This is a genomic window from Curtobacterium sp. MCBA15_016, assembly GCF_001865105.1.
Classification (GTDB): Bacteria; Actinomycetota; Actinomycetes; order Actinomycetales; family Microbacteriaceae; genus Curtobacterium.
This window is the reverse complement of record NZ_MJGR01000020.1, coordinates 129,572-152,576: the sequence shown is the minus strand read 5'-3', so window position 1 is coordinate 152,576 and position 23,005 is coordinate 129,572. Positions and strand designations below refer to the sequence as shown.

Here is a 23,005-nt window from a genome sequence, read left to right as displayed (position 1 = left end):
GGCGCGGTGCCAGCTGGCACCGCGCCTCCCGTCCGTCACCTGGTGACGTCAGCCGCGGATCACGGAGATCTCGTCGGCCTGCGGACCCTTCTTGCCGGGGCCGACCACGTAGCGGACGTGGTCGGTGTCCTCGAGCGAGCGCAGGCCCGTCGACGCGACGATGCTGGAGAAGTGGGCGAACAGGTCGTCGGACCCGTCGTCCGGGGTGATGAAGCCGAACCCCTTGTTGTTGTCGAACCACTTGACGGTTCCGGTGGGCATCAGAGCCACCCCTCTCAGTGGATGCGCAGTTGCGCGACCATCGGGCAGGCGAACGGGTCACGAGCGGCGAGCCCGACCCGGTTGAGGTACCGGACGACGATGCCGTACGAGCGCAGCAGGGTGGTCTCGGTGTAGGGCACGTCGAGCGTGTCGCAGTGGTCGCGGACGAGCAGACGGGCCTGCTTCAGCGCCGGACGCGGCATCGACGGGAACAGGTGGTGCTCCACCTGGTAGTTCAGGCCGCCCATGAGGAACGAGACCCACCAGCCACCGCGGATGTTGCGGGAGGTGCGGACCTGGCGCGAGAAGAAGTCGACCTTGGCGTCGTGCGCGATGGTCGGCATGCCCTTGTGGTTCGGGGCGAACGAGGCGCCCATCATCACACCGAAGACGGCGAGCTGGACCCCGAGGAACGCGCACGCCATGCCGAAGGGCAGGAACCAGAACACGATCGTCAGGTAGATGCCGAAGCGGGCGACGAGCAGGCCGGCCTCGAGCCAGCGGTGCTTCACATCGGCCTTCGTGCCGTTGCCCGTGACGATGCTCATCACGGCGTAGCGGTGCAGGTTCAGGCCCTCGAGCGTGAGGAGGGGGAAGAACAGCCAGCCCTGGAAGCGCATGAACGTCGTCATGAGCGGGCCCTTCACGGACGCGGCGTCCTCCGGCAGGAAGCGGATGCCGTCCGGCGCGATGTCCGGGTCCTTGCCGACCGTGTTCGGGTTGCCGTGGTGGCGGGTGTGCTTGTTCATCCACCACGAGTAGCTGAGGCCGACCATGAACGTGCCGAGCCAGCGGCCGGCGTGGTCGTTCCACTTCTGCGAGGCGAAGACCTGGCGGTGCGCGGCCTCGTGCGAGAGGAACGCGAACTGCGTGAAGAGGACGCCGAGGGCTCCGGCGACGATGAGCTGGAACCACGAGTCGCCGAGGAACGCGAACGCGACCCAGGCGAGGGCGAGGGTGCCGATGAGGGTTCCGAACAGGGACCAGTAGAAACCGGTGCGGCGGCGCAGGAGGCCGTTGTCCTTCACCTGCGCCAGCAGCGCGGAGTAGGTCGAGGTGCCCTTGCGGGGACCTGTTGCGGGACGGGTGCGGGTGTAACCCGGTGCGAGCGGAGTGGTGGTCATGAGGACCGCCTTCCGGTACGGATCGGTCCTTCAACCAATGCGAGTGAGTTCACGCGTTTGCGCTTGGCGCGACACTAGGGGCGGAACATGCGTGTTCGCCTGGGAGTCCGGTTTGCGTCGGTGGGAGTGCGCGGTGTCCCGGGTGCGTCGGGGGCTGAGCCAGCTCTCACGGTCCACGCCGGACAGCACTGCACCTGCGCCGTAGCGTTCGTCGCACCCGACGAGGAGGCGCCGATGCCCGTCAAGTCCACACGTTCCCGACGCGTCGCTCTGTCGATGGTCGTCCTCATGGGCCTCGCCGTCCCGTTCGGCGCACTCGCTGCCCCCGTCGCGGCGACTGCGGCCGACGACCCCGCCGGGCTCCAGATCGACGCCGTCGACACCACCCAGGTGGCGTTCCACGACACGGCGAAGTGGGCCTTCACGGTGCAGGACGTCGGGACCGCGGCCACGGCGGGGCCGGTCCGGCTCCGCTTCGCCTACGACACCGGTACCAACCCACCGGACAAGGCGTCGTTGCGCGCCTTCGACCACGTCGCCGTCTCGAGCTCCTCCGGCCGCTGCATGGTCGACACCGTCACCCGTGTGACGACCTGCACCCTGCCCGCGCTCCGCCCCGGCGCTTCCGTGACGATGACGACCACGGCGCGGCAGGTATGGGACACCCGGACCACACGCTTGACGGGCTGGGAGTTCCAGGCCGTGCGCGGCACGTCCGATCCCGAAGTGCCGTACGACAGTCGGATCAGCGGCACCACGATCGTCCCGACCCACGGCGCGTTCGACGGCGCTGCGGGCACCACGGGTGGCGTCACGGTGTCGGGCTGGGCGGTCGACGTCGAGCGCGCCGCCGACCCGATGGACGTCGCCGTGGACGTCGACGGCACCCAGGCGGCGCTGCTGACCACGACGAGGCCGCGCGCCGACGTCGACCGCGCGCTGCACGTGACCGGCGACCACGGCTTCCGAGGGGTCGTCCGGGCGGCGTCGGGGGCACACCGGGTGTGCGTCACCGCGGCCGACCCCTACTGGGGCACGAGCGGCATCGACCTCGGGTGCCGGACCGTCCGCGTCCCCTGACCCACCCGACACGACCGCCGACGCCCCTCGCATCGGATCCGTCTGCGACGATCGACGCATGCCCCTCGACGGACGTCCCCTCGAACGCCTCGGCTTCCTCACCATCGGGTCGTTCGACCCGGCACGGCCCCGACTCGGTCACGAGGAGACGCTCCGGGTCATCGAGCGCGCCGAGGCCCTGGGCTTCGACAGCGCGTGGCTGCGGCACCGACACCTGCAGCACGGCATCTCCTCCCCCGTCGCGGTGATGGCCGCCGCCTCACAACGGACCTCCCGGATCGCGCTCGGGACCGCCGTCACCCCGATCGGCGCCGAGAACCCGTTCCGACTGGCAGAGGACCTGGCGACGGTCGACGTGCTCCTCGGCGGTCGGCTCAACCCCGGCTTCTCGTCGGGCACGCCCATGAACTACGACCTCTACCGGGAGGCGCTGTACCCGGACACCGCCGAGCAGGAGGACTTCAGCGAGGCCCGCCTCCTGCGCTTCCGCAACCTCGTCCGCGGCGACCCGGTCGTCGAGGTCGCCGAGCAGCGCGGCATCGAGGAGTTCGCCACGACCGTCCAGCCGCAGAGCCCCGGCCTCGCCGACCGGCTCTGGTACGGCACGGGGAGCACGAGGTCCGCCGTGTGGGCGGCGCAGAACGGGTTCCACCTGCTCACCTCGAGCGTGACGCGGAGCGAGATCGGCACGGATTTCGCGACGAACCAGCGCGCCCAGATCGATGCGTACCTCGAGGCGCACCCGTCCCCTGGGACCGCCCGCGTCTCGCAGGGCCTCGTCGTGATCCCCACCGACACCGCGACACCCTCGCAGGTGGCTCGGTACCGCTCGTACGTCGAGGGTCGGTCTGGCCGTGTCGGGGTGCCGATGGGGCCCGGGAAGCTGCTCTTCGCCGCCGACCTGGTCGCGACGTCGGCCGAGATCGCTGATCGGCTGCGCGCGGACGCCGGGTATCAGGTGTCCACCGAGGTCGCGTTCGCGCTGCCGTTCTCGTTCGAGGCGGAGGACTACGCGCAGATCATCACGGACATGGCGGAGCGGCTCGGGCCGGCGCTCGGGTGGGCGCCGGGGGCGGCGGCCGCGGGACGCTGACGCCAGCGAGTGCGGCCGGAGCGTGTTCCGCTCGGAGAACACGAGAGCCCCGGCGGAACCATCGTTCCGTCGGGGCTTTCCGGGGGCTGTCTTAAGCACCCTTCGAGGCCCGCGATGGCGCGGTGTTGGACAGCTCTCCAATGAGGCCTATCCTCCCGAGAGGCCTCGGCTATCCTCTCGCACGGATGATCCCGGGGCGCAAACAGCAGCTGATCTAGGTTCCCGCGTGGTGACGCGTGGCGGGTCGCCGGCATCGATCTCGGACTGCTGCACGGAGTCAAGCTCGGACAGGACGTTACCAACGTTGCTGACCATCGCGACCCGCTCCGAGACCAGCACGAAGAGCTGCTGAGTTTGGGAGCCCGAACTCCTAAGGCATGCCGCGTACGCTCGACCAAACTTGGTGAGTTCGGCTCCAGCCGCACTGTGCGGTACGACGGCTGAACCAGCCGAACGCGCAAGTTCACTCATGGTGCAACCCAACGGAGATGTTGGAGCGAGGATGTTGGAAAGGTCAACCACGGCCAGCACCCGGAAGCTCCTGACCCTCAGCATCAAGCGCGGCGACCAACGTCGACACCGCCGATGAGAGCGCTGTTGCTCTCCTAGTAACCTCACTGATCCAGTTCATACTCTCGGCATCGTCTTCGCCGCCGTTGGCGGCGAAACGGATGCGACGCAGTGTTCGCAGAGCACCATCTCCGATCTTCTCTGCTTGTTTGGTCCAAGCCGCAGCATCTTCCTCCGCAAGCGAAGCCGCACGGCCGATCAGCCCATGAACGAGATCGCCGGCGAGTCGATCGACGAGCAATGCAGCCTTCAGAGTGGTGCTCGTCTCGGTCTCCTCCGCGCTTGGCTCGGTATCAGCGGCGAATGCGCCAAAGTAGGCCCACGGTCTTCGTCCGGGTGCGAGCCTCTCGACCGCCGCCTCCACTTTGTCCACTTCAGCGAGAGGTAACCGGCCGCCGGGCAGCCGACGACGGAGCGACCAGAGGCGGAGGATTAGGTCGGCGATCTCAGCCTCGGCGACGCCTCTCTCAGATCCAGTCTTCTTTTCAAGGCTGATCATGCGCTCCGCGAGATAGTGAGCTATCCAGCGCCCGAGAGTGTCGGTCTGTTCCAGCTCAGCCGCCAGCAACTTACCTAGTTCCAACACAGCCGTTGCAGTCGTTCCATCCTGTTCCTGGTTGGTAGGAGAAGACCCGGAAGTCGTTGTCATGATCGGCGCCACCTCCTTTATCATCGTTGTCCGAGACGCCGGAATAGCGAGCGCGACGATCTTCGCGCCTCACTCGTACTTCCACGACAAGCGCGGCTTCGCGGCGTTCCAACATCTGGTCGAGCGCTTCGGTCGTGATCCGTAACCGATTGCCTGATGGGCCGTGTGGTTCACGGCCGACGCTTATCTCCGCCCAGGTCTCGGATGCCAAGATGGCGTCCCCATTCTCGCTCTCCCAGCGCAGGCCCCCGTCTGCGGATGTGATGCTGAGTATCCTAGCTATGTCCGCGGAAGGGCGAGGCAGCTCGGGACTGAGTTCGGTAGCCAGAGGATCCAACCGATCAATACCGCCTTCAGAGTGCGGCGTTGACACCCAACCTTGGAGTTGGAACGGAAGTGAAGAGAACTGGAAGTCTTCGTCGTCGAAGTCAGCTGACGGGATTCGGAAGCTCCAGTAACCGTCGGCAGTTTGCAAGGCACGCACAAGGGCCCCAGCCGTCTCCGGGTTGACCAGAGCTGACGCGATGTTGATGCTGAGTGATCGATCGTATTCGGCGACAGACGCTGACTGCCAGACCGTTACCCATCCGTCCGCGGGTTTGAGCGCGGCCAGGAACTCGAGTTCGCGAACTTCGTTGCTCCCTCGTGGGCCGACCGTCGCCAGGGGACCAGGAACTGAGCCTCGCTGATCTGTAATCCATCGCCCGTCGTCGCGTGCGATGTCGAAGTCCGCAAGCCATTCTAGGACGTCCAGCTTTTCCGCATCGGGGTCGCAGTAAGGCGCAGTGGTGCGCATCAGCCTCCCGGCGATGGTGAGTGCAGCGTGCCGTTCGAGGTAGTAGTAGAGGTTCTCAGCTTTAGGAATCTCCCACTTGTATCCATACGTTTCGCCGTCCTGGTAAACAGCTGCCGTCCGCCTCGGGTCCTCCAGCCGTTCGCCGGCGGCTCGCCACCCCCACTCATCGAGGATGAGAGCGCTAGCCCCATCGAGCACTTCTTGGTGTGTGATGACGAATGCCTTCGTCAGTTTACCGAGGACGTACTCATCGAAGTCGGGCTGGAATCGGTACTCACCTTGCGGTGCGCCCTTCATCATTGGACTGGGTGGAGTGGGGCGATGCCAGCTCTCGAGGACCACGGGCTCTGCAACCTCGGCATTCCAGTCGGTCCCGATAGGACGATCAATCGGTGTGCAGATCAGTCGTGCAATTGATGAGCAGTGAGCTTGAATTGAGGCGTGGTCCGGATAACGATCGCTTAGCTCGATCACTGCCTTCATGAGTGCGTCGGTGGCAGACGGATTGTCACGTGCGACTCGCTCGACAGCGATCAGGAACCACTCTGCCGCGCTCATCTCGTAGTAGTGGAACCGTTCGTCGGCGTACCCAGCTGCATCGCCCCGTATAACGGCGGAGCCGAGCGCAACGACCACGTCGCTGACGCCGAGCTCAATGACAGTACGCACTGCGTGTGCAGCCTGCCAACGAACTGCTGAGCGCGGGTCGCCCAGCGCGGCCCAGAGGAAGTTGGCTACGGCAGTATCGATCGGGTCCTCTGGCGCCGGGTCGATGGCCGTCCCGGAACTGATTCCCAGTTCTGCCTCAAAGGCGGTGAGCGCATCGCTGAGCACGCGGGCAGCCGTGGGAGGCTCGAGGACGGCTGAGGCTCCAGCTGCGAGCATGTAACAGTGGTCGGCGTCGGTCAACGCTTCCTCAAGATTCAGGTGGTCGAGGGCACGTTGAAGGAGATCAGCCTTGCGTACCTCCAAGAGATCTGCTGCCGAAGGCAGGTCAAAGCTCATCCAGTTGTGTTGAAGCAGACGGGCACCGTGTCGATCGACGTAAGTGCTGACGGCTCTCTTCAGCGAATCAACGAAGGATTGAGCGAATCTAGGGCGCGCGAGCGCCGCGTTCAAGAGTTCAGCTAGCTCGTAGTCGTTGAGGGCGTCGGAGCCCAATGCGGCGTCCAGGATCGGCCCCCACTGGAGCACGGGACGTGTAAAAACCTCGGCGACGAAGAGGCTGTCTCCGTATGCATGAGCCTCGTGCTGAAGCCGGAGCGCCGCGTCCACGCCGCGTATCTGGGTGAGGTCGAGCGCCGCAATCTGCACCTTGCATTCCTCCAGCCGAGCGGCGCGCTCTGCCTCTTCGTCTGTTGTGAGGTCGAGGGTGGCACTTCGGAACTCGTCAGGGTCATTGACCTGAGGGGGGTCAGGAAGTGAAGTTTTCGTGAAATCGGCGTCGAGGGAGCGCCCAAGTCGGTTCGCAAGATTATTCGCAGTGAACAGGGTGTCTGCGTTGAGAGCTCCGGATGCGTCAAGTTCACGAAGCGCGACGCTTAGACCGAGGTTGGTTGAGAAGGGCGCCAGAATCATCTTGAGGTCTGGCCGTCCCGCCAACAGGGCATCATCCCCTTCAACAAGTCCTCTGAACTGCCAGTCGAGCGTCCCGAACCGGCGATCCCGCCACTGCCCAAGAACTCGGAGAACGTTGGTACCCGACACCAGCGCGAGCGCCGCGACAAGCTGGTGTTGGTTGACTCCGTCATACACGATCGGCTCGACTGCCTCGCCGAGGTGAGCGATGCGCTCGGCGAGAGTGATTCCATCGCGAGGATCGACGCCAGCAGCTGCCCGCGTGAGGGCGACTATTGCATCCCATCGATGGAGCGCGTCGTCACCCACTCCGGTCGCAGCTTTGACAGCTTGGTCGAAGTAGCTTTGAGCTTCCGCCTGGCTGAAGCGGTGCAGTCCCCGAGCTATCCACACCAGCGTGTCGGCCTTGCTGTCGGCCCCTTCAGCGCTAGTGGTTAGAGCGTGCCGCGCCGCGTTGGAGAGATCGAGCACCGCCTGCGCGAAACGGTCGTCGCCACGCAAACCCAGGATCAGATCGAGAGCACCAGCAATCGGAGCATCAGCAGCGATTGCTTGAATCGCTTGGTTGCAGGCGACCGTCACTGCTTCTTCCTCGGAGGCCGCGCTGAGCAAGGGCAAGACCTGCCGAGCGATTCGATTGGGCATCGACCAGAGATCATCTTGCGAGTGGCGTTTAGGGTAGCTCGCGATCACTGCTGCTGCGGCTTGCGGGTCGAGGTCGCCGCGAGCGTACTTCGCCCAGGCGCCGAGCCAGCTGAGCGCGGGACGCAGATAGCGATTGAGATCCTCGTCGTTGGACTTTGCGGGATCGTACTTGCCACGCTTCGCCGGAACTAGAGTCGGCCGGTAATGATCGACATCGAGTGCCTCCCTCATGAGTTCCGCACGCAACGCAACCGCGAAGAGGAGGCCCGATCGACCCGGACCATGTCTGTCACCAAGCCCAACCGGCAGCGAAGATGGTAGGCATTCGCGAAGCCGTTCCGCGGCTTCCGTTGCGTCGACGATCGAATAACGCACCGCGAGCGCGCAAAGCCAGGAAGCGCCACGAAACGCCGTATCCTCAGCATTCCGGTGATCGAAGTCTTTGGCAAGAAGGCGAAGACGGAATCGCTTCATTTTTTTCCACACGTCGCCGACTTCATGCGCATCCATGGTCATGCCAACCCGCTGCATCTCACCAAGAACGCCGAGCAGTAGCCCGGGATGGGTGGAACTCGCAATCAAGCCCAAAACGTCCTCATCGCCGGCAGAAGAAATGAGCACCCGAGCAAGCGCTCTGCTCGATTCCAGGACGAAGCGAGCTGGGCGCCACGCTGATAGGTATCGCGCAGCCGGATCTGGACCGTCGGTTCGAAGGACCGCTAATGCAATGTGTGCCACTTGTTCCGGAGTGACGGCATCGTCTCGCGAGTACCGTTCCCTCGGCGCGCGTACCCAGGCGGCGATGGCTGACGCTGCTTGCCGCGATCTGCTCCTGGCTGTACTCGCACCCCCAACGGTGTGCGCAAGCAACGCTGCCTCGGCGCCAAGTGTCGAACCCGGCCAGCTCTCTGGAAGCTCTCGCGACGCGATCAACTCACCGAGCACTCGAGAATCCATCCGTGAACCCGCCAGGTCAGGATTGTCTCTGATGATCGTGAATTGGCGACCCTTTCCTGCACGTCCAGCACCCGCCCGCATCGCGAGCTGGACGATCGAATCCGGACGGCGTAGCTGGACAGCTGCACGAAGACCGAACTCCACCCGCAGATGCTCAACTTGAGCACGCTCGACGTCACTCGTTGACGGCAAGGCATCGCCGGTAGCGACAAGGTCGAGGAGTTCGTCGTGGAGATTCGCACTCCACAGAACCTCAGGCAGGGATGACGCGGCGTAGGCGGACGATCCGCTCAGTCCTCTTAGCTGTGACGCAGCCTGGGCCGCGACGCCCTGTGTTGCCGGGTGCCGGTTTCGGAAGTACGTTTCGGTGGGCTCGTCGAGGAACTGAACACTTTGCCCATCCAAGATCAGGCCTCTGCCGAGGTCTGATATGAAGCTGCGCACGCTCGCGGGCTGCGTGCCGGCAAGTTCCGCAAGCACATTCAACGGAACACTCGGACGCAAGAGCGTAAGGAGTTGCGCCGCGCGTTCGAGTTCTGCTCGCAATTTGCCGGCGTTGTTGAACGCGTTCGTAACTTGCTCTTGCATGAGAGAGTCAAGCGCCGATGTGGCGCTCGCAAAGCCCGTGACTCTACCAAGAGCCTCATGAATAGTCGCGGTTTCGAACAACACCGTTGACACGACGCGCGGATTACCCGCAGTTCGATCATGAATCTCCCGCACGTCCAGATTGGTCGCCGACGGATGAGAGCCTGAGACAACCTTCGCCGTCTCTTGGGGAGTGAAGGCCGGCAACTCAATCGAGGCTATGCCAACCGGAGCCTCGAGGCGATCGAGACGCTCTGGTCGACAGGTGAGCACGATGCGAACATTCGGGGGAATATCGGCTTGCAACCTGAGAAGGTCGCGCACGAAAGATCTGGGATCTGCGTTGTCCTCGGCCGCGATCACAGCGTTGTCGGCCGCGTCCACCACGATGACCAACTGGCGATTCTCGCTCTGCATGAGCATCTCGCTAGCTTGATCGAGGCGACGAACGAAAGCCTTGATGTACTCCTCGGGAGCGAGATTCCCGGCATGAACGATCGGAAAGCACAGCCCCAGTCCGGCCATCTCAGTCGCTATCTGAACGAGCCCGTCCCGGTGGCGATGTCTCGGGTGAGCCGGATTCCGATAGTTACCATTCCCGAAGCAGTCGTAGATAATGACGTCGGCGCGATCAGATAGCAGGTCCGACAGCGCACGAGCGAATGTGCTCTTGCCCACGCCGCCCTCCGCAGTAACGACAATCGATCCAGTGGCTTCAAGAATCCGCTCCGTGAGATCCAGATACGAATCTCGCGGGATAAAAGGCGCGTCGTCGAGCAGGGACGGCGCCGGAGCAATCTCATCCTCTCGGCACCCAAATGCGGTGAGGACATCTGCCCTCAGGATTGGGCCGTCCGACTCGGTGCTCGCTCGCGACGCGACAAGGTCAACAAGAGAGGCAGACACGCGAAGGTCAGCGTCGGCGGTGATTCCGCCAACCTCTCGATCAAGCCCACGCCGGAGAGCTGTAATTCCGGGCGCTTCGCCTCGAAGGTCGAGCCGCGAACATAGAGACGCCGCTGCAGCGACAGCGAGTTTCGTAGCATCCTTCAGTTTGGCGGCCGGCGATCCATCTGCGGGCGGCTGACCAGTCGCCAGATCGCGCACGGCAATCATCGCTTCTGGGGCGATCGGCTTGTTCGTGACGATAGAAAAACGAACGGTGGCATGAGGATGCTGCGTGCGTAACGCAGCGTCAATCTGAGCGAACTTGCTGAAGACTTTGCCAACCTCGCCCAGAGTGAGGTTTTCGTCTGAGCGCAGCGTCGAGTGCTTGAACTGGCGCACTTCCAGGGATGTGAAGGTCCCCCCTGGAGGGCCGTAAAACTCGGTAAGGTCAATAACTTCGGAGCCGTCTGGCTCTCCCTCCGGAGAAGTGGAGCCAGCTCCCTCGACGAACACCTGCCGGAGGTTGGACGCGGGGCTCAAAAGGTGCAGTAGACGAGCCGCCCCCCAGGTGTAGTGGAATCGATCACCGTCGCGCGAGGCGCGCACTCGTGCCGACGCGCTGGATTTGTTCCGCTGAGCGGATGTCGTCCTCGCCGCAACCACTCTTCAACGCTCCCCGAGAAACGGGCAGGGCGAAGCTGCACCCGGATGACGACTTGCTTTGTCGGGGTTGGGTGACATCAGCTCGCGAGATCCTCCTACCGGTGACCGGGCCACCTACGCTTCGGTCGACATCCTCTCACTCTCCCTCATCCGTATCTTCGCCCCTGGGCGACACGCGCCGAGCGGCTAATCACGCCCGTTCTCCTTTCACCACGTCTGCGACGCATTGGCGGTTGACCCCTGGGGATCGACGAGGAGCGGTTGCTCGAGTGCAGGGACCGCTTCATCTGACTGCCGATCTGACGCCGAGCAGCGGGTGGCTCCTCAAGCTCTCTGCCCCAGAGGGTCCGTGTTATTGCACAAGTGGCGCCCGCACAGATTCGTTCGCCCGGCTCCAGCGAACTTCAAAGAGAGACCGCGCAGCTGCGCAGCCGCTGACGCGGATCGCTCCGACGTCGAGTGTCACACACTTGACGCCGTCGAAGCAGACGACTTTCTCGATTTGCTTGCATTCAGGTCACTGCGTCGATCTGCTTGCTCTCCGTGTTGACGGCCGCCGAACCTTCCGCCTAGTTGAGCACCACCGTGAGCTGCGGCTCGCCGAGGAGCGAAGGGGGCCGTTAGCGAACGTCGCGAATCGGAACCTTCGGCCTGTTGGCATGTGGTGCGGTGAGGCGCACGGCATGCATCACCACGAACCGATCAAGCAGGCTTCGGACCTGCGGCCGCGAGCTTCGCTGACGCTGTCCGTTCCATCGAGCGTTGCGGCGTCCGCTCCTCGAGCGAGCGAGCCTAGCGCCGAGCAGATCACGACGACCTCCAGCAGAGTTGTGGGCAGGTAAGCGTCAGGGCGCCTTCCGCGACTTCTGCAGCCTGGGCCTCGTAGCAACGGGCGCGACGCCTCGCCGCGCACGCAGCAGCGCCTCATCCTTCGTGTTCTCGATCACGATCATGCGGCTGAGGATCCGCTTCTGAGTCTCGGGCGTCCAATATATCCTCAGATGCTGACGGGCGCGCGTGATGGCCGTGTAGAAGATGCTGTGCGAGATTCGCTTCTCGTTGGCGTCGGTGATGACGATCTTGACGCTGGAAAACTCCAGGCCCTGCGCGCGGTGGATCGAGACCGCGTATGCGATCTGGAGCGGTAGCACGGTCGCCGTGGAGTCATCGTCGTCGTCGGTATTCGCGCGCTCGAACACGTCGAACTGGACGACGCTGTCCGACACACATCGCAGTTCGGTTCCCCATAGATCAGTCTGCGTGACGGTGCGCTTGATGTCGACGTCGAAGGTGATCCGCCCCGGTATGTGGTCGATCCTGGTGATCGTGCCCTTCATGTTGTTGAAGATCACCGGGCGGAAGCGGTCCGTCTCGTTGAAGAGCACTGGATCGCCGACTTTGAACGTCGAGTCGCCCCACACCACGGCGGGTGCCGGGTTGCTCGTTTGCATGAAGCGGTTGATGTTGTTGATGCCGTAGAGGCCGTCGTAGTTCAGGCACAGCACGATCTCGTCTGGGTCAGCACGGCTGAAGAGAGACGCGTCGAGTGGGCCAGCGTAGCCGCTTCCGGAGATGGACTCCTCGATCTTGTCATCTAGGGTACGGACACGGTTCCAGAGCGTCAGGAGCGCATTGTCCTTAGTGCGGTACGGCTCGGTGAGCTCGAATACCGAGCCCGGCGGGATGTAGGCGCGGATGGTTCGGAACCAATTGCCGAACTCGATGGATTCAATCTGGTAGACGTCCCCGACCAGCACCAAAAGGTCGAACGATGTCCGGTCGAGCACCTTGAGCAGTTCCTTGTTGCCGACAGTGCTGCACTCGTCGATGACGAGCAGGTCGTAGTGCAGCGCGCTCGTCGACCCCGACCCGAGGTGGCTGTCGATGGTGCTGAAGTTGGCGTCGCTGGTCGCGATTCGGCTCCGAAGGTTGTCAACGGCGGTGTTCGTCTTGGCGAGGAAGAGTTGGCGCGATCCATCGGAGTACGACGCGATGTGCTCGACCATTCGAGTCTTGCCGGTGCCGGCGGCACCGTAGATGAGGGCAACTTTGGACTCGGCGAACAGCCGGGTGAGGGCATGGGCTTTCAGATCGTCATCGATCTCGAATGGGTTGGCGTCGAGCCATGCCTTCGCCTCCGATTCGTGGTCGCCGAGGCCGCTTGCGGCGATGGCCTGGAGGTCGTTGATGATCGTGACCGAGTCGTCCTCGTACCCGGTGATGAAGATGTGTCCCTTGTCGTGGGCCATGATGCGCGGCTTGTGCTTGTCTGTGGGCGGCAGTAGCCGATTGTAGGTCGCGACCAGCTGGTCCAGGTCGCCCAGGTCCTCGAGTTCCGCGTCGGGTGTGTAGATGACTCCGTGCTGCTCGACGTTGTTCATGACGCGCCGCGCCAGGAACTCGTGCTCGCGCCCGTTGCTGCCGATCGCCGTCGCCAGGTCGAAGAAGCGCGGAGTGTGGCGCCGCGGGTATGTACAGAAGGGCATGGTGTCGAAGGGCCTTGACATCGGCGTGATATAGAGGTTTGACAGCCATCGGCAGCGGTCGCGCTGATATTGCGCCCGCACCACGTTGTTGTTCATGGTGAGCAGCAAGTAGCGCAGAATTCGCGAGCCGGGCATGTCCGGGCGAATGATGTCGCGCGAGCTCTGGAGCGCGCTGAAGATCTCGTCGGTCCGCTTGATGCCGTCTGTAGCCCACGTCCGGATGCGCGTGAACTCCGCGTCGGGCATGTCGATGAGGTCGAGCAGGCTGAACCTCGTCGTCGTGAGGTAGAGCATTAGGTTTCGATACTCGAGCTGCCCGGCGCTCACCTTGGTCTGCTGGCCGAGCAAGCGGGCGAAGTTGTTGAACTCGCAGGGGCGGATTGACACCTCCCACAACCGGATCAGAACGATGGGCATCGGCTGGCCGAAGACGTCGATCGAACTGCTCTGCAGTTCCATGTTCGCGGCGTAGGAGTCCGACACGTCGATGCTGGTGAAGCCGATGATGCGGTCGAATTTGCTGGTCCGGTTGTGCGCCGGAGCGAAGGTGACCTCGTAGTAGATCCGCCCGTTCGCGTAGAACGGTCGGGAGCTGATGACGTAGTACCGGTCGCGACGGGGGCTGCCCGGCGGGATGCGACCCGGCTCCTCAATCCGCGCCGCGATCTTCTCGTGGTACTCGCGCAGCAGCGGATCGAGGTCGAGGGGGAAGCTCTCGAGGTTCCGCAGAATCTCGATGCCCAGGCTGTCCTTAGCGATCTGGCGCGTACGCAGCAAGAACTCGTAGTACTTCAGCATCAGGCGCTCGGACGGATCCTCGTCGAGCGTGAAATGCGACACACTGACCTGCAGCATTGCATGGAACCGCTCCAGGGGCCGGTACTTCGCTTGCGCCTTCGCGAAGTCGCGGGCTGGCTCGAACTGCGTCTGGTACGTGAAGGGTTGTGCGGGATCGCCGGTATGCGCCCACACGATCAACCCCTCGATGAGGTCGCGGAGGTACTGCAACACGTTCTTCGACAGGAACCCACGGTCCGAGCTGATCAATGAGATATTGCGCTCGATGCCATCGCTGGCGGCACGCACCTGTCCTTCAACCGTGGGCATGAATTGACCTCCGTGTCAAAAAGGCGCCGTTTCAAGTCCGGCCAGACCAGATCTATCCTCAGCTAACAGCCTAACGGTGCCATCACAGGGAAAGCCGGCACGACATCACCTCGACATGAGACAGGGCATCTAACGGGAAGGGGTCCCGCTTGCGAAGGCTCCGGAGCCACCGGAAACCAAGACACGACGAAGCCTTCCCGCTTTGGGGAGGGCTTCGTCGTATTCGGTCTGGGGCGACTACAAGGCGTTGGTTCGGAGCGGGCACCGGATGACCCGCCGATTCGCGCCGGAGCTCTGGGGGTTCCCGTTGCGGTCCTGCTTGACCTGGTACCGGCGCAGGCTGATCTGGTCGGGCCGCGCGACGTGGGTGGCGTCGAACGCAACGGCGAGGTGGCGGGGCGTCGCAAGAGCGTAGAAGCGCCCCTCAGCGTGGAGTGCCAGCGGCCGTGTTGCGGCGGCGGTGACCTCCGGGCGTCGCGCGGTCTGGTCGGCGCTGCGCCACTCGGCAAGCGTGTTCACGATCTTCTCGCTGATGTGCTGCGAGCGGATCACTGCGTCGTGGTTCTGGTTCGAATCGCTGAAGTCCGTGACGGCGGTCTTGACCTGTCCGGGAAACCCGGGACAGGCCAGAGCGGGAGAAGTGGGAGGTCCGACCAGAGGCACGCCCGAACCCGGACGGCAGCGTCACCATGATGTGCCCGGCTTCCGGCGACAGCCCCCGCATCAAGTGCCCGCTCAAGAAGACCCGAGCGGGCGTTTCGGAGGCAAAGCTGCTGACAATGGACGAGGTGGACCCTAGCGAGCCCGGTTACCCCGCCGGCGACGACCTTCCCCTCATCTGCTGCCAGGATTCCGTCAAGTTCCCGAAGAAGAACCTGCCGCCGCTCACGCAAGCGCTGCGCTACAAGTCCCGCGAGTGGGCCGACTTCCACGGCTACGCGCGCAACCTCATCGAGAACGGGAACTCGATGCTCAAGGCTCCGAAGTACGGGTCCCTGCACGACCACCTCAACCGACAGTCCCGCGGCTTCGCATCCGGCTATGTGGTCCTGACGTTCCTGCTCGTCGCTCTCAACATCAAACAGATCTGCGACTTCCTGAAGGCAAAGGAGATCGAAGACCGCCGAGTAGCCGAGAAGCGGCCCCCGCGCAAGCCGCCAATCCTGAGTCGTCGAGACCGCGAGTTCTTCAACGAATACACGGGCACGCTTCCGGGCGGAGTGGCGGACCTGGAGGTTCGTCGGGAGCGTGCCAAAGCGCGACGGGAGAAGGCGTCGAAGGTAGCCGCCGAGAGAGCGGCCGCCGCGAAGACCAGTCAATCGAAGCGAGGGAAGGCGGCAACCAAGCTCGCATGAGCTCGGAGGCCCCGTCTGACGAAGTGAGGCCCGCAGCCGGATGGCTGCGGGCCTCACTTCGTTGTTGGGTTCTTAAAACAGTTCTTAAGGCACTCCTTCGGTCGGGCTGACAGGATTTGAACCTGCGACCCCTTGACCCCCAGTCAAGTGCGCTACCAAGCTGCGCCACAGCCCGCGAGCCCCGAGGGACCCACGTCGCCCGCGTCCGACCGGAGCGCGGAGCAACCCGACCAGCATAGCGGACGCCGGACCCCTCCCGCGCCACGCGGTGTCGTCCCGCGCGAGTCGTCCAGCGCGTTGCGACCCCACACGACACCCGTCGGATTCCCAGGGTCTCCGCCGCCCGGCTCGTAGGGTGGCCCGATGCGTTCCGGTCCCACCTCCCGTGTCCTCCTCGCACTCGCAGCAACCGGCCTGCTGCTCGGAGCCGCCGGGTGCACCGGGTCACAGACCGAGACACCCCGGCCGACCCTCGCGACGGCGACGGCGGAGTCCGTGTCGGTCGTGGCCCAGTCCGACGCCGCCGAGCGGTCCGTCCGGACGAGCCGCGCGCTGTTCGCGTCCGCTCCCGGAGCCGTCGTCGCGCCCGCCGACGACGCCGACGCCGTGCGGTCCGCGGCGAGCGCCGCCGAGGCGGCCCACGTCCCGGTCCTCCTCACCGGGAAGGACGAGTCGACGGGGAAGGATGGGTCGCCGGCGGCGCACGAGCTCGAACGACTCGGCGCCCGGTGGTACCAGGCCGAGGGCACGGTCTCGCTCGACACCGACGTCCCCGAGCAGGACGCGCCGGACGGCGGGGACGCGCCGGAGCCGAGCCGCGCCTCCAGGCAGGCCACCGTCGTCGTGGCGGACGCGACCGCCGACGCCGCATCCGTGGCGACCGCGAAGGCGGCGGGTGCCCGCGTCGTGACGATGCCGGACGGTGTGACGGACCCCGCGGCCGCGCCGGACGTCGTGACCGCACTGCACGAGCGGAGCGACCACCCGACGGTGCTGGTGGGGGCGGCGTTCGCCGACCTGCCGGACCCGGAGTGGACCGTCCGCGCCGCCGAGAACGGGTGGCAGCTGCCCGACGGCGGTCAGCGGCCGTTCGACGGCCACCGGTACGTGGCGCTCTACGGTGCGCCGGGAGCGCCGGCGCTCGGCGTCCTCGGCGAACAGGACCCGACGGCGACGGTGCAGCGCGCGAAGTCCGTCGCGGCGTCCTACAAGGGGCTCGGCGACGTGCCGATCACGCCCGCGATGGAGGTCATCGCGACCGTCGCCGCCGGGGACGCCGGCGCGGACGGGGACTACTCGACCGAGCTGCCCGTGTCGACGCTCGAGCCCTACGTCGATGCCGCGCACGACGCCGGGATGCCCGTGATCCTCGATCTCCAGCCGGGGCGCGCGGACTTCCTGTCGCAGGCGAAGCGGTACGAGTCGCTCCTGTCGAAGCCGGGCGTGTGGCTGGCGCTCGACCCCGAGTGGCGGCTCGGGCACGACCAGGTCCCGCTCGAGCAGATCGGGAGTGTGAAGGCCTCCGAGGTGAACGAGGTGTCCTCGTGGCTCGCGGACCTGGTCCGTTCGAAGGGGCTCCCCCCGAAGGCGTTCGTGCTCCACCAGTTCCGGCTGTCGATGATCCAGGACCGCGCGTCGCTCGAGCAGCACCCCGAGCTCGACATGCTCGTGCACGTCGACGGACAGGGGTCGCAGCCGGACAAGCAGGCGACGTGGAAGGCGCTGCACGTCGGGGCGCCCGAGGGCATGCACTGGGGATGGAAGAACTTCTACGACGAGGACCAGCCGATGCTGACGCCGCAGCAGACCATGGCGGACGTGGCGCCGACACCGTCGCTGATCACGTACCAGTAGCGGATCGCCTCGGCCAGTTCTCCACAGACGGGAGGCGCGACCCACGTTTCGTCGGTCGGTGCTGACAGCATGGGGTCATGTCTGTTGCCCCACCACCTGCTCCGCCGTCCGCTGCGATCGCTGCGGAGGCGCAGGAGGCGCTGCACGCCCTGACCGGGCGGCCCGACGCGGTGTTCCACCCCGGGCAGCTCGAGGCGATCTCGGCACTGGTCGAGCACCGGCAGCGCGCCCTCGTGGTGCAGCGCACCGGGTGGGGGAAGTCCGCCGTGTACTTCCTCGCGACCCTGCTGCTCCGGCGACGCGGGGGCGGCCCGACCGTGCTCGTGTCGCCGCTGCTCGCACTCATGCGCGACCAGGTCGCCGCGGCTGCCCGGGCCGGGGTGCGTGCGGTGTCGATCAACTCGGCGAACGCGCACGAGTGGGGTGAGACGCAGGCGGCGCTCGCCCGTGACGAGGTGGACGTCCTGCTCGTCTCCCCCGAGCGGCTCAACAACCCGAGGTTCCGCGACGAACAGCTGCCGACGCTCATCGCCCGCATGGGCATGCTCGTCGTCGACGAGGCGCACTGCATCTCCGACTGGGGGCACGACTTCCGGCCGGACTACCGCCGGCTGGCCGAGCTCATCCGGTCGCTCCCCCACGGCGTGCCGGTCCTCGCCACCACCGCGACGGCGAACGAGCGCGTGGTCGAGGACGTCGCCGAGCAGCTGACCGCCGGCCCCGACGACCCCGTGTTCACCATCCGCGGGTCCCTCGCGCGGGCCTCGCTGCGGCTCGGCGTGCTGTCGCTCCCCGATGCCCGACAGCGGCTCGGCTGGTTGCTCGCGCACCTCGGCGACCTGCCGGGCAGCGGCATCATCTACACGCTCACCGTCTCCGCGGCCGAGGACATCGCCCGGCTCCTGCGCGACAACGGGTACGCGGTCCGCGCCTACACCGGGCGCACCGACGCCGACGAGCGCGAGCAGCTCGAGCAGCAGCTCAAGGGCAACGAGCTGAAGGCCCTCGTCGCGACGAGTGCGCTCGGCATGGGGTTCGACAAGCCGGACCTGGGCTTCGTCGTCCACGTCGGGGCGCCGTCCTCCCCCGTGGCGTACTACCAGCAGATCGGTCGCGCCGGTCGCGCCACCGACAACGCCGACGTGCTCCTGCTGCCCGGGCGTGAAGACCAAGAGATCTGGCAGTACTTCGCGAGCGCCTCGATGCCGACCGAGTCCCGGGCGTCCGCGGTGCTGCACGCGCTGTCCCGTGACTCCGCGATGTCGACCGTCGCCCTCGAGGGACTGGTCGACATCAAGCGCTCCACCCTCGAACTCCTGCTCAAGGTGCTCGACGTCGACGGCGCCGTCCAGCGCGTCGCCGGCGGGTGGGTCGCCACGGGGCAGCCGTGGGAGTACGACGCGCCCCGCTACGAGCGGGTCGCCGCTGCCCGCGCTGCCGAGGCCGCGTCGATGCTCGACTACGAGTCCACGTCGCAGTGCCGCATGCAGCTCCTGCAGCAGGACCTTGACGACCCGTCCGCCGAACCGTGCGGTCGCTGCGACAACTGCACCGACGCCTGGTACCCGACGTCGGTGTCGTCGTCGGATGCCTCGGGTGCCGCCGCGGCGCTCGACAAGGTCGGGGTCGAGATCGCCCCGCGTGCCCAGTGGCCGTCGGGCATGTCGTCGCTCGGCGTCCCCGTGCGCGGCAAGATCAGCGCCGACGAGCTCGTCCAGCCCGGACGCGCCGTCGCCCGGCTCACCGACCTCGGGTGGGGTGGGCCGCTCCGTGCCCTCTTCGCACCGGGGGTCCCCGATGCCCCGATCTCGCGGGAGCTCGTCGACGGGTGCGTCCGTGCACTCAAGGACTGGCCGTGGGAGACCCGTCCGACCGGGGTCGTCGCGATGTCGTCGCGGTCACGGCCCGAACTCGTCGGGTCGCTCGCGCAGGCACTGTCCTCGATCGGGCGGTTGCAGTTCCTGGGCACCCTCGGTCGGAACGGTGGGACGCCGCGCGGCGACGGTGCGACGAACAGCGCCTACCGGTTGTCGGGGGTGTGGGACACGTTCGTGGTCGATCCCGCGCTCGGGGCCGCGCTGCAGTCGCACGAGGGGCCGGTGCTGCTCGTGGACGACCTCGTCGACAGTCGGTGGACGATGACCGTGGCGGGCCGCGAACTGCGGCGGGCAGGGGCGTCGGCCGTGTTGCCGTTCGCGTTGGCCACGGTCGCCTGAGCCGGTCGTCAGCCGTTCGGGTTGCTCAGCCCGTCGGCCACCCACTGCAGGAAGACGACGACGGCCACGTCGATCAGCAGCGTCCCGCCGGCCACGAACAACCCGGCCGCTGCGACGACGACCGCTGCCGGACGCGGCCCGGGCACCCGGAACAGGGCCACCACCGTGGCGAGGAGCGCGGCGAGCGAGACGATCCCCGTCACCACCCACCACGGTGGGAACCCCTCGGTGAACACGCGCGCCAGGCCGACCGCGTGTGCGACGCCGGCGATCAGTGCGACGGCCCCGGGCGCAGCCAGCCACCAGCTGCTCGCGCCGCCGAGCGTGCGTTCGCCGGACGAACGTGCTGTCATGTCGGACCTCCCCCGGACGCCGCGATGGGCGCCGCCCCGGCGGTCATCGTCGCACACCGGAGGCGCGGTGCGGGCCGGCACCGCGCCTCCAGTCCGCCGGGGTGCGGTTCAGGCGCCGATCGCGTCCAGCTCGGCGAGCGCGTCGGACGGCAGGGCGAAGCCCGCCGACGCGACGTTGTCGCGCAGGTGCGCGACGGACGAGGTCCCCGGGATGAGGAGCATGTTCGGCGAGCGCTGGAGCAGCCACGACAGCGCCACGGTCAGCCGCGACACTCCGAGCCGTCCGGCGACGGCGTCGAGCGCACCGGACTGCAGCGGCGAGAAGCCGCCGAGCGGGAAGTACGGCACGTAGGCGATGCCCTGCGCGGCCGTGCTGTCGACCATCGCGTCGTCCTCGCGGCGGGCGACGTTGTAGAAGTTCTGCACGCAGACGACGGGGGCGATCGACTGCGCCTCGGCGAGTTGCTCGGCGTTCACGGTCGACAGCCCGAGGTGCTTGATGAGTCCCTGCTGCCGGAGTTCGGCGAGCGCTTCGAACTGCGGCGCGAGGCTGCCCGGCTCCGGGGCGTCGAAGCCGCCGACGCGGAGGTTCACCACGTCGAGCTGCTCGAGCCCCAGGTTGCGCAGGTTGTCGTGCACCTGTTCGACGAGCTCGTGCGGCTCGCGGGCGTGCGGCCAACCGCCCTCCGCGTCACGCCGGGCACCGACCTTCGTCACGATGTGCAGGCCGTCGGCGTACGGGTGGAGGGCCTCGCGGATGACCTCGTTCGTGACGTGCGGGCCGTAGAAGTCGGCCGTGTCGATGTGGGTGATCCCGAGCTCGACGACGGTGCGGAGGACGCGGATCGCCTCGTCACGGTCGGTGGGCGGCCCGAAGACGCCGGGGCCCGCGAGCTGCATGGCGCCGTACCCGACGCGGGTGAGGTCGAGGTCGTCGGCGAGGCGGAAGGAACCGCCGGGGAGTGTGGTGTCGGTCATGTCCACCACGATGCTCCCGGTCCGCCGGGACGGACAGGTCCCCGTCGACCCTGGGACCACGGGGACCAGGATCGGACCGCGCCGGGTCCGTAGCATCGAGGGGTGAGCGACAACACCCTCGGCGAGTACCTCCGGGCGAGGCGCGCGCTCGTGCGCCCGGAGGACGCCGGGCTGCGCGTCACCGGCGTCCGACGCACGCCGGGGCTGCGCCGCGAGGAGGTGGCGACGCTCGCGGGGATCAGCGCGGACTACTACCTCCGTCTCGAACAGGGGCGTGACCGGAACCCGTCGGGGCAGGTGCTCGACGCGATCGCACGGGTGTTCGACCTCGACGCCACGGCGAACGCGTACCTGCGCGGTCTGGCCAGCGCGTCCGGATCGGGTGCCGCTGCGCCCGACCGGGCCAGGGGATCCCGGGGAGGCCGGAGTGACCGGGTCCCGACCGGGACGCTGCAGTTGCTCGACGTCGTCGGGTTGCCCGCCTTCGTCGAGAACCGTGCGTTTGACGTGCTCGCGGCGAACCGGCTCGCGTCCGCGTTGGCGCCGGGGATGCGTGCCGGCGAGAACCGGCTGCGCACGATGTTCCTCGGCCACACCGAGCAGGGGCGCTACCCGGACTGGGAGCAGCAGATGGGCGGCATGGTGGCCGCGTTCCGGTCCTCCATCGGGACCCGTGTGGACGATCCGGCGATCACCTCGCTCGTCGGCGAACTGTCGCTCGGCAGCGAGGACTTCCGTCGGCTGTGGGCGAGACACGACGTCCGGCCGCTCGCCGGGGGCACCGTGCGGATGTGGCACCCGGAGGTGGGCGAGCTCGAGCTCCGGCGGGAGAAGCTCGGCATCGGCGGGACGGACGGGCAGCTGCTCGTGCTGCACCACGCCGAACCGGGGTCGCCCTCGGCGGGGGCGTTGGCGCTGCTCGGGAGCCTGGCCGCGGGGGCTGCGGGCGGCGCGGGCGGAGCGGGCGGCGCGGCGGGCGGCGCGGGCGGTGCGGGCGGCGCGGCGGGCCGACTCGGAACGACATCGTCGACGTCGTACGACCTCGACTGAGTCGCTTCCCCGCGTGTGCAACGGTGCGCGTCCGCAACGAGCGACAAGACCGGTGTCGAACGACGTCGACGATGTCGCATCGGCTCGGCACCACCAGCGCCCTCACCGCGCGCCGCCGCCGTCCCCTCAGCGCGCCGCAGGCCCCGAGCGTCGCGCCGGCTTCGGGAACGCGGCCCGCATGTGGTCGGTCGTCAGCACGTCCCCGATGCCGATCATCAGCAGCGAGAACACGATCTGCTCGATGACCATCCAGAACGGGTAGAGCCCTGGGATCGCCGCGACCACGAGCGTCACGACCGGGAAGATCCTGCTGAACAACCGCAGCCGCTGGTACGCCCAGTAGTACCCGAGCTGCGCCCGCCACGCGAACACGTAGAGCGTCAGCGTGATGAGCAGGACGACGGTCGCACGGAACCACACCGCCCACGGGACCGTCTGCCCGGCGTTCGTCAGGAGGATCGCCACGACGATCGCCGTCAGGCCGACGACGGTCTCGGCGACGAGCAGCCACCGGATCCACCGGAAGGAGCGGACGGTCTCGGGGTGGTCGAGCATGTCCTCGCGGATGACGTAGTCCGCCTGGCGGCCGCCGGCCAGTCGGTCGAGGTGCAGACGGCACCACAGGCGGTCGGCGAGGGCACCGAGCCCGGCGTTCTGCTGCGTCACCCTCCCATGGTGCCGTATCCGGCGGCGGGAACCGGCACCGCACCACCC

15 protein-coding genes and 1 tRNA gene are annotated in these 23,005 nt (G+C 66.6%); 6 read left to right on the top strand and 10 right to left on the bottom strand.

From position 1 onward, the window contains the following. Nucleotides 1–48: 48 nt before the first annotated feature. Both BIV03_RS09325 and BIV03_RS09320 read right to left on the bottom strand, forming a co-directional pair. Entirely contained in the window at nt 49–261 is a 213-nt protein-coding gene (locus BIV03_RS09325; RefSeq protein WP_070419121.1) for a cold-shock protein, read from the bottom strand. Between the two features lie 14 nt (nt 262–275). Then, a complete protein-coding gene (locus BIV03_RS09320) occupies nt 276–1,385 on the bottom strand; it encodes an acyl-CoA desaturase (protein WP_070416482.1) in 1,110 nt (369 codons plus the stop codon). Between the two features lie 234 nt (nt 1,386–1,619). Between BIV03_RS09320 and BIV03_RS09315 the strand changes: the two genes are divergently transcribed. Both BIV03_RS09315 and BIV03_RS09310 read left to right on the top strand, forming a co-directional pair. Next, nucleotides 1,620–2,465: a hypothetical protein gene (locus BIV03_RS09315; protein WP_139201920.1), complete on the top strand. Its 846-nt coding sequence runs from the start codon at nt 1,620–1,622 to the stop codon at nt 2,463–2,465. A 58-nt stretch (nt 2,466–2,523) separates the two neighbouring features. Further along, a complete protein-coding gene (locus BIV03_RS09310; protein WP_071295455.1) occupies nt 2,524–3,558 on the top strand; it encodes an LLM class flavin-dependent oxidoreductase in 1,035 nt (344 codons plus the stop codon). Between the two features lie 514 nt (nt 3,559–4,072). Here BIV03_RS09310 and BIV03_RS18765 read toward each other — a convergent pair. The 4 genes from BIV03_RS18765 to BIV03_RS09285 all read right to left on the bottom strand — a co-directional run bounded on the left by BIV03_RS18765 (nt 4,073) and on the right by BIV03_RS09285 (nt 15,037). Continuing rightward, complete coding sequence (locus BIV03_RS18765; protein ID WP_217637365.1) at nt 4,073–4,777, bottom strand: hypothetical protein; 705 nt, start codon at nt 4,775–4,777, stop codon at nt 4,073–4,075. Beyond that, nucleotides 4,698–10,628 (bottom strand): hypothetical protein, encoded by a 5,931-nt coding sequence (locus BIV03_RS18760; RefSeq protein ID WP_217637364.1) that lies wholly within the window; start codon nt 10,626–10,628, stop codon nt 4,698–4,700. Before BIV03_RS18760 ends, BIV03_RS18765 begins: the two co-directional genes overlap by 80 nt. A gap of 1,109 nt (nt 10,629–11,737) precedes the next feature. Continuing rightward, nucleotides 11,738–14,485 (bottom strand): ATP-dependent RecD-like DNA helicase, encoded by a 2,748-nt coding sequence (locus tag BIV03_RS09290; protein WP_071295451.1) that lies wholly within the window; start codon nt 14,483–14,485, stop codon nt 11,738–11,740. 237 nt (nt 14,486–14,722) lie between these two features. Next, nucleotides 14,723–15,037 carry a hypothetical protein gene (locus BIV03_RS09285; protein WP_071295450.1) on the bottom strand — a complete coding sequence of 105 codons (315 nt, stop codon included), beginning with the start codon at nt 15,035–15,037 and terminating at the stop codon, nt 14,723–14,725. A 227-nt stretch (nt 15,038–15,264) separates the two neighbouring features. Here BIV03_RS09285 and BIV03_RS09280 point away from each other — a divergent pair, with 227 nt between their 5' ends. Then, nucleotides 15,265–15,840, top strand: a complete 576-nt coding sequence (locus BIV03_RS09280; protein WP_139201919.1) for a hypothetical protein — start codon at nt 15,265–15,267, stop codon at nt 15,838–15,840. Between the two features lie 101 nt (nt 15,841–15,941). On the opposite strand, the gene BIV03_RS09275 is transcribed toward BIV03_RS09280, so the two are convergent. After that, nucleotides 15,942–16,015, bottom strand: a tRNA-Pro gene (locus BIV03_RS09275). A 188-nt stretch (nt 16,016–16,203) separates the two neighbouring features. On the opposite strand from BIV03_RS09275, the gene BIV03_RS09270 reads away from it, so the two are divergent. Further along, complete coding sequence (locus BIV03_RS09270; RefSeq protein ID WP_071295448.1) at nt 16,204–17,694, top strand: hypothetical protein; 1,491 nt, start codon at nt 16,204–16,206, stop codon at nt 17,692–17,694. 77 nt (nt 17,695–17,771) lie between these two features. Continuing rightward, nucleotides 17,772–19,910: an ATP-dependent DNA helicase RecQ gene (locus tag BIV03_RS09265; RefSeq protein ID WP_071295447.1), complete on the top strand. Its 2,139-nt coding sequence runs from the start codon at nt 17,772–17,774 to the stop codon at nt 19,908–19,910. 8 nt (nt 19,911–19,918) lie between these two features. Here the strand turns inward: BIV03_RS09265 and BIV03_RS09260 are convergent, their stop codons facing one another. Next, nucleotides 19,919–20,263, bottom strand: coding sequence for a hypothetical protein (locus tag BIV03_RS09260; RefSeq protein ID WP_071295446.1), 345 nt, complete (start codon nt 20,261–20,263; stop codon nt 19,919–19,921). Between the two features lie 108 nt (nt 20,264–20,371). Then, nucleotides 20,372–21,241: an oxidoreductase gene (locus BIV03_RS09255; protein ID WP_071295445.1), complete on the bottom strand. Its 870-nt coding sequence runs from the start codon at nt 21,239–21,241 to the stop codon at nt 20,372–20,374. 102 nt (nt 21,242–21,343) lie between these two features. On the opposite strand from BIV03_RS09255, the gene BIV03_RS09250 reads away from it, so the two are divergent. Continuing rightward, nucleotides 21,344–22,291 (top strand): helix-turn-helix domain-containing protein, encoded by a 948-nt coding sequence (locus tag BIV03_RS09250; protein WP_071295444.1) that lies wholly within the window; start codon nt 21,344–21,346, stop codon nt 22,289–22,291. Nucleotides 22,292–22,417: 126 nt separating this feature from the next. Here BIV03_RS09250 and BIV03_RS09245 read toward each other — a convergent pair whose 3' ends face one another. Continuing rightward, the gene (locus BIV03_RS09245) at nt 22,418–22,957 is read right to left on the bottom strand and encodes a hypothetical protein (protein WP_071295443.1); all 540 of its coding nucleotides are present in this window, start codon (nt 22,955–22,957) and stop codon (nt 22,418–22,420) included. Nucleotides 22,958–23,005: the final 48 nt, after the last annotated feature.